Source organism: Streptomyces sp. NBC_00996 (assembly GCF_045162675.1).
Lineage (GTDB): Bacteria > Actinomycetota > Actinomycetes > Streptomycetales > Streptomycetaceae > Streptomyces.
This window is the reverse complement of the sequence record NZ_CP108723.1, coordinates 8878147-8889904: the sequence shown is the minus strand read 5'-3', so window position 1 is coordinate 8889904 and position 11758 is coordinate 8878147. Positions and strand designations below refer to the sequence as shown.

General features: G+C 70.0%; 10 protein-coding genes and 1 pseudogene. 5 read left to right on the top strand and 6 right to left on the bottom strand.

Features of this window, described 5'->3' with window-relative positions; genetic code table 11:
- Positions 1-80: 80 nt before the first annotated feature.
- Positions 81-860, bottom strand: a complete 780-nt coding sequence (locus OG390_RS41225; protein WP_399097469.1) for an exodeoxyribonuclease III — start codon at positions 858-860, stop codon at positions 81-83.
- Positions 861-971: 111 nt separating this feature from the next.
- Here OG390_RS41225 and OG390_RS41220 point away from each other — a divergent pair, with 111 nt between their 5' ends.
- Entirely contained in the window at positions 972-1430 is a 459-nt protein-coding gene (locus OG390_RS41220; protein ID WP_406175104.1) for a MarR family winged helix-turn-helix transcriptional regulator, read from the top strand.
- A gap of 85 nt (positions 1431-1515) precedes the next feature.
- Positions 1516-2088 (top strand): isochorismatase family protein, encoded by a 573-nt coding sequence (locus OG390_RS41215; RefSeq protein ID WP_406175103.1) that lies wholly within the window; start codon positions 1516-1518, stop codon positions 2086-2088.
- Between the two features lie 83 nt (positions 2089-2171).
- Here the strand turns inward: OG390_RS41215 and OG390_RS41210 are convergent, their stop codons facing one another.
- The 3 genes from OG390_RS41210 to OG390_RS41200 all read right to left on the bottom strand — a co-directional run bounded on the left by OG390_RS41210 (position 2172) and on the right by OG390_RS41200 (position 4524).
- Positions 2172-2807 carry an MBL fold metallo-hydrolase gene (locus OG390_RS41210; RefSeq protein WP_406175102.1) on the bottom strand — a complete coding sequence of 212 codons (636 nt, stop codon included), beginning with the start codon at positions 2805-2807 and terminating at the stop codon, positions 2172-2174.
- A gap of 71 nt (positions 2808-2878) precedes the next feature.
- Positions 2879-4180 (bottom strand): 4-carboxymuconolactone decarboxylase, encoded by a 1302-nt coding sequence (pcaC, locus tag OG390_RS41205; RefSeq protein ID WP_406175101.1) that lies wholly within the window; start codon positions 4178-4180, stop codon positions 2879-2881.
- A 32-nt stretch (positions 4181-4212) separates the two neighbouring features.
- On the bottom strand, positions 4213-4524 hold the full coding sequence (locus OG390_RS41200) for a transposase (RefSeq protein ID WP_406178174.1): 312 nt from the start codon (positions 4522-4524) through the stop codon (positions 4213-4215).
- A 641-nt stretch (positions 4525-5165) separates the two neighbouring features.
- Here OG390_RS41200 and OG390_RS41195 point away from each other — a divergent pair.
- Complete coding sequence (locus OG390_RS41195; RefSeq protein WP_406175100.1) at positions 5166-6386, top strand: metallophosphoesterase; 1221 nt, start codon at positions 5166-5168, stop codon at positions 6384-6386.
- Positions 6387-6865: 479 nt separating this feature from the next.
- Here OG390_RS41195 and OG390_RS41190 read toward each other — a convergent pair.
- Positions 6866-7288, bottom strand: a pseudogene (locus OG390_RS41190) (ATP-dependent DNA ligase); the annotation flags it as partial.
- 40 nt (positions 7289-7328) lie between these two features.
- Entirely contained in the window at positions 7329-9110 is a 1782-nt protein-coding gene (locus OG390_RS41185) for a PucR family transcriptional regulator (protein ID WP_406175099.1), read from the bottom strand.
- Here OG390_RS41185 and OG390_RS41180 point away from each other — a divergent pair.
- Both OG390_RS41180 and dnaK read left to right on the top strand, forming a co-directional pair.
- Positions 9027-9902 carry a general stress protein gene (locus tag OG390_RS41180; RefSeq protein WP_406175097.1) on the top strand — a complete coding sequence of 292 codons (876 nt, stop codon included), beginning with the start codon at positions 9027-9029 and terminating at the stop codon, positions 9900-9902. The two genes, OG390_RS41185 and OG390_RS41180, sit on opposite strands and share 84 nt — an antisense overlap.
- Entirely contained in the window at positions 9857-11755 is a 1899-nt protein-coding gene (gene dnaK, locus OG390_RS41175; protein ID WP_406175095.1) for a molecular chaperone DnaK, read from the top strand. Before OG390_RS41180 ends, dnaK begins: the two co-directional genes overlap by 46 nt.
- The last annotated feature ends 3 nt before the right edge of the window (positions 11756-11758 follow it).

The following is an 11758-nucleotide window of genomic DNA, read 5'->3' as shown; positions in this document are numbered from 1 at the left end:
TGGACGTCCAAGTCCACCACTACGGGCTGGACGTCCAAGTCCACTACTGCCGGCTGGTCGTCCGAGTCCCCCGCTACCGGCTAGACGTCCAGGTCCACCACGACCGGTGCATGGTCCGACGCGGCCTTGCCCTTGCGCTCCTCGCGATCCACGTATGCGTCCTTGACCGCTTTCGAGAACGCCTCGTTCCCATAGACGAGGTCGATCCGCATGCCGCGGTTCTTGGGGAAACCGAGCTGGCGGTAGTCCCAGTACGTGAACGGGTGGTCGTACTTGAGGGGACGCGGGACCACGTCCGCCAGGCCCACCTCGCGCAGGGCGGTGAGAGCGGCGCGCTCGGCCGGGGTGACGTGTGTGGCGCCGTCGAAGAGGGAGATGTCCCAGACGTCGTCGTCCGTCGGCGCCACGTTGTAGTCCCCCATCACCGCGAACGGACGGCTGCCCTTCGCGTCGCCCGCGACCGCGGCCCTGAGGGCCTCGAACCACTGGAGCTTGTACGCGTAGTGGGGGTGGTCCACCTCGCGTCCGTTCGGCACGTACACCGACCAGACGCGGACGGGGCCGCAGGTCGCGGAGATGGCGCGGGGCTCCTCGACACCTTCGTAGCCGGGGTCGCCGGGCAGGCCCTTGACGACGTCTTCCAGTCCTACTCGGGAGATCACCGCGACGCCGTTCCACCGCCCCGTCGCGTGCACGGCCGCCTCGTAGCCCAGCTCGCGCAGTTGGTCGGACGGGAACAGCTCGGCCGCGACCTTCGCCTCCTGGAGGCACAGCACATCGGTTCCGCTGCTCTCCAGCCAGGCCAGCAGCCTCGGGAGACGGGCGGTGATCGAGTTCACGTTCCAGGTGGCAATGCGCATGACTCACAACCTACCGGGCGGGTACGACATCGGGCCCGGCAGTGCCACAGGACCGGCCGATTTCGACAGGCAAACTTGTAAGTCCGCCTGTTTGACAGTTAGCCTGTCGATATGACGTCGCCCGAGGACCGCGCCCCGCCGAGCCACGAGGAACTGGCGCGCGCCGCGCAGGAACTGCGGTCCGCGCTGGACCGCCTGCTGCGCAGAATCCGCATCGAGGCCGCCGACCACGGTCTCTCCCTCTCGCAGTCCTCGCTGCTGAAGCGGCTCGACCGGGAGGGCCCGGCGGCTCCCGCGGCCCTGGCCCGCGCCGAGCTGGTCCGCCCGCAGTCGATGCTCGCCACGGTGAACGCCCTGCAGACCGAGGGCCTGGTGGTGCGCCGACCGCATCCCACGGACGGCCGGCAGGTGCTCATCGCGCTCACCGAAAAGGGCCGGACCCGCCTACGGCAGCGCGGAGAGCTCCGCGAGGACGCGATGGTCCGCCTCATGGCCGAGCGGCTGACCCCGGCCGAGCAGCACGCACTGTCCGAGTCCGTCGAGCTCCTCAGACGGCTGGGCGAGGACTGACTGCCTTCCCTTCCCCCAAGCGGCCGCCCCTTGCTTCCCCAAGGACCGCCCTTGCCTTTCCCCACGCGCCACAAGGAGTACGACCATGCCAGCCACCACCCTCGACGAGCGCTCCGCCCTCGTTCTCATCGACCTCCAGAAGGGCATCCTCGCCCTGCCGACCGTCCACCCGTCCGACGCGGTCCTCAAGAACGGCGCCCGGCTGGCCGAGGCGTTCCGTGCGCATGGCCTGCCCGTCGTACGGGCGCGGGTCGCCTGGTCCCCGGACGGCGGCGACCTGCCGGTGGGGCGGGCGGACCACCCCGGTCCGGCCGCCGCGCCGCCCGCGGAGTTCGCCGAGTTCCCGGACGAGCTCGGTCCGCTCGGCGACGACATCGTGATCACCAAGCGGCACTGGGGCGCCTTCACCGGCACCGAACTGGACCTCCAGCTGCGCCGCCGTGGCGTCACCCAGATCGTGCTCGCCGGGATCTCGACGTCCATCGGTGTGGAGTCCACGGCCCGTTCGGCCTTCGAGCACAGCTACCACCTCACGGTGGTGGAGGACGCGACCACCGACCTGGACGCCGACTCGCACGCGCACAGCTTCGGCAAGATCTTCCCACGGATCGCGGAGACGGCACCGACTGACCAGGTGCTCACGCTGTTGAAGGCCTGACGCTGTCGAAGGTCTGACGCCGCTGAGGAACTGACGCCGCTGAGGGCCTTACGCCGCCGGAGATGCTGCCGAAGGGCCGGCGCTCAGACCTCGGCCGACGCCCCCGGCGCGAGCCGCAGGTGTTCGGAGCCACCCAGGGCGCCGATCTGGTTGTCGTAGATCGGCCGGGCGAGATCGGTGAGCAGGGCGTCGTGGATGTCGTACGCACGCTGGGGTTTGACCTCGCGGACGTAATCGATGACTTCGGCGATCTTGTTCCACGGGGCCATGACCGGGAGCATCAGCGTCTCGACGGGCTGGTCGGGGACCGTGAGGGCGTCACCGGGATGGAAGACGCGGCCGCCGTCGACGAGATAGCCGACGTTCGTGATGCGCGGAATGTCCGGGTGGATCACGGCATGCAGTTCGCCGTGCACCTGGACATCGAAGCCCGCAGCGGTGAACGTGTCGCCATGGCCGACGATGTGCACACGGCCCGGGAAGGCGGCGGAGATCTTCTCCGCGACTGACTTCAGGGTCCAGATCTCGGCCGCCGGGTTGGACTCCAGACCGGCCCGCAGCCGCTCCTCGTTGAAGTGGTCGAGATGCTCGTGCGTCACCAGGATCGCGTCCGCGCCGACGGCGGCGTCCTCCTCGCTGAAGGTGCCCGGGTCGATGACGAGCGTCTGGCCGTCCTTCTCCAGGCGAATACACGCGTGCGACTTCTTCGTGAGCTTCATGGTTCCATCCTGCCCCCCGGCTGCGCCGCGAAGGGCTGCTGAGGCTGGTGCTCCCACTGCCAGGCTGAAGATCACTCCTGCGGCGTGGTCTCCTCGCTGATGACCTGCTGCGCCACCTTGAACGCACTGTTGGCGGCCGGTACGCCGCAGTAGACGGCCGCCTGCAGGAGCACCTCCTTGATCTCCACCGGAGTGAGGCCGTTACGGAGGGCGGCGCGGGTGTGGAAGGCGAGCTCGTCGAGGTGGCCGCCCGCGACCAGCGCGGTCAGCGTGACGCAGCTGCGCGCGCGCCGGTCGAGCCCGGGACGGTCCCAGATCTCGCCCCACGCATACCGGGTGATGAACTCCTGGAAGTCCCCGGAGAACTCGTCCGCCGAGGCCAGCGCCCGGTCGACGTGCGCGTCCCCGAGCACCTCGCGGCGGACCTTGATCCCGGCGTCGTACGGATCGGGGCGCCCCATCCCCATGACCTCGGGCTGCAGGGCGGGCGGGGCGATCTCGGCGAGGGGCGCGACCGACGGGGGCGCGGCCAGGACCGGCTTCACCGGGGCCGCCTGGATCGCCATCTGGCCGGTGGTCGAGTCGAAGGCGGGCTGCCAGGCGGTGGAGAAGTGTCGTACGAGCAGGTCCGTGACCGCGGCGGGCTGCTCCACGGGGACCAGGTGCGAGGCTCCTGGCACGACCGCGAGCCGGGCGTCCGGTATCCCGGCGACCAGCGTGCGTGCCTCGGCGGGCCCGGTGACCTGATCGTCGGAGCCGACGAGGACGAGCGTCGGGACGCCGATCCGGCCCAGCTCGGCGCGCACGTCGAAGGCGGCGAGCGCCTCACAGGCCGCGATGTAACAGCCGGGGTCGGTGGTACGCACCATCTGCACGGCCCACTCGGTGATCGCGGGCTGGGCCGCGGCGAACCCGCCCGTGAACCAGCGCTCGGGCGACGTACGCGCCACCGGCTCGAGGCCGTTCGTCCGCACGATCACACCGCGCTGCCGGAACTCGTCGGCCGTACCGAAGCGCGGCGAGGCCGCGATCAGCGCGAGCGAGGCCAGCCGCTCCGGGTGGCGCCGCGCCAGTTCGATCCCGATGGCACCCCCGAACGCGCAGCCCGCGTAACCGAAGCGCTGCACACCGAGCCCGTCGAGCGTGGCGAGCAGCCGGTCGGCGAGTTCGGCGACCGAACCCGCCGGATACGCGGGCGCTCCGCCGTGCCCCGGCAGGTCGAACCGGAAGACCCGCCAGTGCTTCGAGAGCTCCGGGACCTGCCTGTCCCACATGTGCCATGTGGTACCCAGTGAGGGACCCAAGATCAGGACCGGAGCGTCTTCTGGCCCGTCAAAGCGGTATTGCAGGGGGTTCGGTGGTGTCTCACTCACGCCCCAGACCCTCTCACGTCTCACGACTGCCCCTATGAGCGGGGGTCTGGCTGCAGCTGTCTGACCAGGTGGAAGACCTCCCGGGCCACATAGCGTTTGAGGCACCGGACGATTTCGCGGCGGGTCTTGCCCTCCTTGATCCGGCGCTCGTAGTAGTCCTGAGTGCGCGGGTCGACCCGCAGGCGGGTGAACACGATGCGATGGAGCGCCGCGTTGGCCTGACGGTCACCGCCGCGGTTGAGACGACGGACCTGCCGACGCCCCGAGGAGCGCTCGACCGGACTGACCCCGCACAGTGCGGCGAATGGCGCCTCGCTGTCCAGCCGTTCCGGATTGTCCCCCACCGTGACCAGCAACGTGACCGCCGTGTCCGGACCGATCCCCACCACGTCGAGCAGCTGCGGGGCATGGCATTCCACGAGCCGGGCAAGACGAGCCTCCACGTCCCGGATCTCCTCGGAGAGCTGGCCGATCCGGTGAGCCGGCAGGCCCAGCGTGATCCGGGTGGCCTGCAACACCGACTCCTCGCCGACCTCCTCGCGACCACGCGCATCGGTGAACTGCGCGCAGGTACGGAAGAGTTCGGCATTGCCCAGCCCGGCCAGTTCCTCCCGCAAGACGGGGTCCGCAGTGACGAGTACGGCCTTGAGCTGGTTGATGGCCTGGGTGCGGGCTTTGACGGCCGACACAACCACTCGACAACTGACGCCCCCTGACGACAGGAAGTGTTCGCACCGACACTCCACACGCTCACCGGTCTCGATGGCCAGGTGGTCGGCGACGGCACGGGCCAGGGTCTCGCGGTAGAGGTCCCATCCCAATTCCCGATTGAGGTGCGCGGCCAACGACTCCTGATCGATCGGGTCCGGGCCGGTCGCCCCGTCGCGCACGTTGCCGATGAAATGGGCATCAGCGATCGGTAAGACGTCCCTTAGGACGACCGGATACAGTGCGCCGGCAGTCCGGTTACTTGAGGAGGGGAAGCGTGACCGCTACCAGCGAGGCCCGATCTGCGGACGGTGCAGCGCATGCGACCCAGCAGAGCCGCCTGCGCCGCCTGATGCGCTACATCCCTTTGATCGCCCCCGTCCTGCTGTGGACCGTGCCCTGCTGGGTGCTGCTGCACGCCGGCCAGCACTGGCCGCTCCCCGTGGCGCTGGGCGGCACCGCCCTGTTCGCCCTCGGCCTGATCGCTATGCCGCTCGCGATGGTGCGCGGCCACGGCCGGCGGCAGCAGGACTGGGCGGCCATCGTCGGGGACACCCTCCTCGGGGCCGGCTGGGTACTGTTCACTTGGTCCGTCCTGCTCGGCGTCCTGCTGCGCCTCGCCCTGACCGTGGTCGGCGTCGGAGACGGTCAGGACCGGGCCCGAATCGTCACTTGGGCGGTCCTCGGCGTATCCGCCGTGCTGCTCGCCTGGGGGTACGCCGAGGCCCGCCGGGTGCCACGGGTGCGCCAGCTCGACGTACAACTCCCGCGCCTGGGCGCCGGATTGGACGGCACCCGCGTCGTCCTCATCACCGACACTCATTACGGCCCGCTCGACCGCGCCCGCTGGTCCGCGCGGGTCTGCGCGAAGGTCAACACCCTGGACGCCGACCTGGTCTGCCACACCGGCGACATCGCGGACGGCACGGCCGAACGCCGCCGCGCCCAGGCCACCCCACTCGGCACCGTGCAAGCCACCCGCGCCCGGGTCTACGTCACCGGAAACCACGAGTACTACAGCGAGGCCCAGGGCTGGGTCGACCTGATGGACGAGCTGGGTTGGGAGCCGCTGCGCAACCGTCATCTGCTGATCGAACGCGGCGGCGACACCCTTGTGGTTGCCGGCGTGGATGACGTCACCGCCGAATCCTCCGGCCTGGCCGGCCACCGCGCCCACCTCGCCGGAGCCCTGAACGGCGCCGACCCCGACCTGCCCGTCCTGCTCCTGGCCCACCAGCCCAAGTTCGTCGACCGGGCCGCAGCAGGCGGCATCGACCTCCAACTCTCGGGCCACACCCACGGCGGCCAGATCTGGCCCTTCCACCACCTGGTCCGCATCGACCAGCCCGCCCTCGCCGGCCTCAGCCGCCACGGCACCCGCACCCTCCTCTACACCAGCCGCGGCACCGGTTTCTGGGGCCCGCCGTTCCGCGTCTTCGCCCCCAGCGAGATCACCCTGCTCATACTCCGCTCCCCGCAGCGGCCTCCCACGCGATAACACGGAGCGGGCCGACAATCCCTCATGGACCGGTTCACCGAGTCAGATCCTGCCTCGTCCTCCCTCGCGCGGAGCCGCCGGTCGGCCATTTCAACCCAGAACGCATCCCTGACCTTGCGCCGCCATCCGACGCGCACCGCCGTTGAAAACGCTGGACAACACAGACTGCGGCCAACCTTCCCGGTCACCCCCAACGCAAGACTTGTCATGCACTTGACATAACTTCCCCGCCGTCGTCGTGGAGCCGCCCATCCCCCCCACGGAGGGCAGTTCATTGCGTTCTCACCGCAGAAGGAACTCGATGCGCCGCGGCGCGCCCGCGCTTCTGTCAGCAGCGGCTCTGATAACCGGCGGCCTGGCCGTCGCCTCACAGTCGGCGGCCTTCGCGACGACGGCCGCCGCATCGCCCACGACCTCCACGGTGCAGTCGCGTTCCCCGTTCGAGGCGGGGCCCGCGATACGGGAACGCGGCGCACGCAGCCGGCCCGGCTGCCGCTAGGCTCGGTGAAGCCGCCGATGACGAACTCCTGCCCGGCGACGCACTTGAGCTTGAGCCAGTCGGACGACCGTCTGGCGACGTAGACCGAGTCGGGGCGCTTGGCGATCAGTCCCTCCCAGCCCCGGGCACGCGCCTGGTCCAGCAGATCCTGCCCGCCGTGGTTGCGGTGCGGCGTGAAGCGCAGCGGTCCGCGGAATTCGATGGCGCCGCGCAGCAGCGTCTTCCGGGTGCGCAGCGGCAGCCGAGTGGTGTCGCAGCCGTCCAGCCGGAGCAGGTCGAACAGGAAGTAGACGACCGGGACCCCGCGGGCCAGGGCCGCGCGCGGGTCGGTGAGCTGCATCCGTCGTTGCAGGAGGGAGAAGTCGGTGCGGCCGTCACGGAGTGCGACGATCTCGCCGTCCAACTGCCGCTGGCACCGCTCGTGCGACAGTTCCAGCGGGCCATCAGCCGGGTTCGCCCAGCACGATCTTCCACACTCGGGTCGCCACCTGGAGGTTGAGCCGGTCCTCGACGTTCGCGAGGTCGCTGCTGCTGATGTCGCGGATGCGCTGGAGCCGATAGCGCAGCGTGCTGCGGTGGATCGCGAGGGATTCGGCGGTCTCGTCGTAGTTGCCGCCGCAGTCGAAGTACCGGGACAGGGTCTCCACCATGGCCGTGTGGTGCCGGGAGTCGTAGTCGATGAGCTGCCCGAGCCACTCGTGGACGAACGTCTCTAGTTCCCGGTAATCGTTGCCGGGTCCCAGGATGCGGTAGAGGCCAAGCTCGTCGAAGAACGTCGTGCCGTAGCGCTCGCGGGAGTGGCGGCGCACTTCCAGGGCGCGCTGCGCCTCCTGGTAGCGGTGGGGGATGTCGTCCAGGGAGTCGCAAGGGGCACTCACTCCGATCGTCCCGGACCGTGTTCCGGTCTCCCGGGCGAGCGCCTCGTACAGCGCGCGGGCGTGCGGCCTGTCGTCGGCGACCAGGACCACGTGGTCGGAACGTCGGGTCAGCAGCGAGCGCATGCCCACGGCAGAGGCCGCCCGGCCCACGGTCTGCGCGAAGGAATCGTCCGCAGTCCGCTTCGACCACTGCACCACGACGACGTAGTGGCTGCGGTGCAGGTCGTGTCCGACTGCCTCGGACCGGGCGTAGGCGCTCGCCTCGTCCGTCCCTGCCAGGAGGTCGTCGACCAGCTCGCGGTGCAGCCTCAGCTCCACTTCGGCCAGATTGCGCAGGTGCGTCAGCTCCGGGGCGAGTGACGTGGCGGCGTGTTGCAGCGCGAGCACGGTGTGCTCGTCGGCCTCGTCCCGGGCATCGACCAGGGCCAGCACGCCCAGGATCTCGCCGTGCGGGCGGACCAGGGTGATCAGCCGGTCCTTTATCCGCACCGGCCCGGCCTGACAGGCGACGGCGTGCAGCATTTCGTCCTGGCGCACGGGGTCCGGTTCGGGATAGGGGTCGGGGCGGCTGGGGCCGGTCCAGGACCTCAGCCGACCGAAGCGGTCCTCGACCAGCGCGGGGAGTCCAGTGAGCCTGTGCAGTGCGCGGGTGATGGCTTCCTCGCCGCCGCTCGAGGCAGCGACGTCGGCCATGAGCGCGTGAACGCCTCGCTGGTACCCCAGCTCAGCCACGACGGAGATCAGCTGCCGCTGGAGGGCTGTGCGTTCGTCCCTCAGTCGGTGCAGTTCCAGCGCGTCCTCGCGTTGGCGGCGGTGTGCGAAGGCGACTGACAGTGCAGCAGCGGTGTGCCGGACGAGCGTGGCGAGCAGGGATCGCTCGGCCTCGGTGGGCCGGGAGCGGGACGTCACCACGAGGTAGCCGTGGAGTCTCTCAAATCCGCGTAGCCCCAGGGCCCAGCCCCAGGGCCGGCCGGGTACGGTCACAGGGCCGTCTTGCCCGTTCAGCTCCCGCACCCTACGGTCCACGGCCAGGGCACGGATCTGCCCGTCCCGCGGCCTGGGGACCAGCTCGCCGTCCACCCTGAGGTATCCGGCCTCGGCGCTGTAAGGCCCTGCGGCGGCTATGTGGTCCATGGCCAGGCTTAGGATCTCGCCTTCGTCCGGGGTGTCGAACAGGGCGCGGGAGAGCACCATCAGTTCGTGGGGGGCATGGTCGGCCGGGGTTGGAGCGGGTGAGCGGGGCCCTCTCCGCGCGGCCGTGGCATGCCGCCCGCCGCTGTCCCGCGGAAGGCTGCCCTCCCGGTCGGAGCGGCGGCAGTACACGTTGTGCGCCCGGCTGCCGGCCATGGGATCACTCCGTTCCCCTCGAGCCTACAGGCGGGCGGTGGTACCCGCTCGCGGGCCGGCTCATCCGAGATGTTCGGATTCTTCCTCTCGTACTCGTGGGGCGACCGGACCCGTGCATTTCTGACTCGCCAGGCGCAGGCGTGGAGCCACTCGGCTCGCCACCCTGGGGAGTGTTCGAAACCGTCCGTGCGCACCGGCAGGAAGGGCTGGGCGATGACCGAGCAGCATCGCGGGCCGGTTGCCTCGTACAAGATGTACCGGGAAGCCGCACGCGCCGTTGACCACCTCTCTGACCACGGGTTTCCCGTGGAGAGGGCGGCGATCATCGGCCAGGGCCTGCGCCTGGTCGAGCAGGTGATCGGCCGGATGGACTACGGCAGGGCCGCGCTTCACGGAGCGGCGAGCGGTGCGCTCCCCGGTCTCCTGATCGGCTGGCTGTTCGGCCTTGTGAACTGGCTCGACCCCGTCGTCTCCGCACTGCTCCTCGCCCTGTACGGGCTGGTCTTCGGAGCGATCATCGGCGCGCTGTCCGGCTGCTGCTGCACGCCCTGCAGGGCGGTCGCTGGGATTTCGCCTCGCTCTGCTCGATGCAGCCGAGCCGTACGAGGTCGTCGTGGACGAGGAGGTCTCCGACGAGGCTGTAGGGCTGATCGGCGGGCTGCGGACCACCGGCGGAGGTCCCATCCCTACCTGAACGAACGCGGTCCGGAGAGTCGACGCAGGCGCCGTACCGGGAGGAGTTCATCATGGCCAAGGCAGTGGGCATCGACCTGGGCACCACCAACTCGGTGATCGCCGTGTGGGAGGGCGGCGAGCCGTCCGTCGTGCCCAACAGCGAGGGCAACCGCACGACACCGTCCGTGGTGGCCTTCACCGACACCGGGGAACGTCTGGTGGGCCAGCTGGCCCGGCGCCAGGCGATCCTCAACCCCAAGGGCACCATCTACTCGGCCAAGCGGTTCATCGGCCGGCACTTCGACGAGATCTCCGACGAGGCCAGGGCGGTGGCGTACGACGTCGTCGAGGGCGACGGCGGGGCGGCCCGCTTCAAGGTGCGCGACAAGCTGTACGCGCCTGAGGAGATCAGCGCACAGGTGCTGCGCAAACTCGCCGACGACGCGTCCAAGCAGCTGGGGGAGCGGGTCACGGAGGCGGTCATCACGGTGCCCGCCTACTTCAACGACGCTCAGCGCACCGCCACCAAGGACGCCGGACGGATCGCCGGACTGGAGGTGCTGCGAATCATCAACGAGCCGACGGCGGCCGCCCTCGCGTACGGCATGGACAAGAAGGAGCACGAGACCGTCCTCGTCTTCGACCTGGGCGGCGGCACCTTCGACGTGAGCATCCTCGACGTCGGCGACGGCGTGGTGGAGGTGCGCTCCACCGCCGGCGACAGCCACCTGGGCGGCGACGACTTCGACCGGCGTCTGGTGGATTACCTCGCGGACGACTTCCAGAAGGAGAACGGCATCGACCTGCGCAAGGACCCGCAGGCGCTACAACGATTGTTCGAGGCGGCGGAGAAGGCCAAGACCGAGCTGAGTTCGGTGACGCAGACGCAGGTCAGCCTGCCGTTCATCACCGCCGACGCCTCGGGCCCCAAGCACCTCACCGACTCGATCATGCGGTCCACGTTCGAGCAGATCACCGGCGACCTGGTGGAGCGCTGCCTGGGACCGGTCCAGCAGGCCATGGCCGACGCCAAGGTCGGCGAGAGCGACATCGACGAGGTCATCCTCGTAGGCGGATCCACCCGCATCCCCGCTGTCCAGACTCTGGTCCGCCGACTGACCGGCGGCAAGGAACCCAACATGAGCGTCAACCCCGACGAGGTCGTGGCCCTGGGCGCCGCGATCCAGGCAGGGGTGCTCAAGGGCGAGGTCAAGGACGTCCTGCTCCTCGACGTCACCCCCTTGTCGCTGGGCGTGGAGACGCGCGGCGGAGTGATGACGAAGATCATCGAGCGGAACACCACCATCCCGGTGCGCCGCAGCGAGACCTTCTCCACCGCCGAGGACAACCAGCCGGCCGTCGACGTGGTGGTCCTCCAGGGCGAGCGCGAGCGGGCCGCCGACAACCGGGTGCTGGGCCGGTTCCAGCTCACCGACATCCGGCCGGCGCCGCGGGGCGAACCACAGATCGAGGTCACCTTCGACATCGACGCCAACGGCATCCTCAACGTCAAGGCCCGCGACCGGGACACCGGCAAGGAACAGGGCATCACCATCAGCGAGAGCTCCAACCTGGACCGCAGTGAGGTCGAACGCATGGTCCAGGAGGCCGAGCGCAACCGGGGCCAGGACCAGGCACTTCGCGAGGCCGTCGACGCCCGCAACGAACTCGACGCCGTCGCGTACCAGGTCGAGAAGCGTCTCGCCGAACTGGGCGACGCAGCGCCCGCGCACGAGAAGGCACGCGCCGAGATGCTCGTGTCCGACGCCCGGGCGGCGGTCAAGGAAGAGGCGGGCGTGGAGCGCGTGCGGCCCCTGACCTCCGAACTCCAGCAGGTGCTCGCCGGGCTGGCGGCCCATCAGGGCGCCGCTGCCACGGGCGGTCCCGGCCAGGACGCCGCCACCGGCGGTCCCACGAGTGGCGGTGGCGCTGACCATGATGTCATCGACGCCGAGTTCGACAAGGGCTGAGGC

What these genes read in the sequence shown, in the direction of transcription:
- dnaK (WP_406175095.1), top strand. Translation starts at nt 9,857, where the DNA reads ATGGCCAAGGCAGTGGGCATCGACCTGGGCACCACCAACTCGGTGATC.
- OG390_RS41180 (WP_406175097.1), top strand. Translation starts at nt 9,027, where the DNA reads ATGCCGCCCGCCGCTGTCCCGCGGAAGGCTGCCCTCCCGGTCGGAGCG.
- OG390_RS41215 (WP_406175103.1), top strand. Translation starts at nt 1,516, where the DNA reads ATGCCAGCCACCACCCTCGACGAGCGCTCCGCCCTCGTTCTCATCGAC.
- OG390_RS41210 (WP_406175102.1), bottom strand. Translation starts at nt 2,807, where the DNA reads ATGAAGCTCACGAAGAAGTCGCACGCGTGTATTCGCCTGGAGAAGGAC.
- OG390_RS41185 (WP_406175099.1), bottom strand. Translation starts at nt 9,110, where the DNA reads ATGGCCGGCAGCCGGGCGCACAACGTGTACTGCCGCCGCTCCGACCGG.
- OG390_RS41220 (WP_406175104.1), top strand. Translation starts at nt 972, where the DNA reads ATGACGTCGCCCGAGGACCGCGCCCCGCCGAGCCACGAGGAACTGGCG.
- OG390_RS41225 (WP_399097469.1), bottom strand. Translation starts at nt 860, where the DNA reads ATGCGCATTGCCACCTGGAACGTGAACTCGATCACCGCCCGTCTCCCG.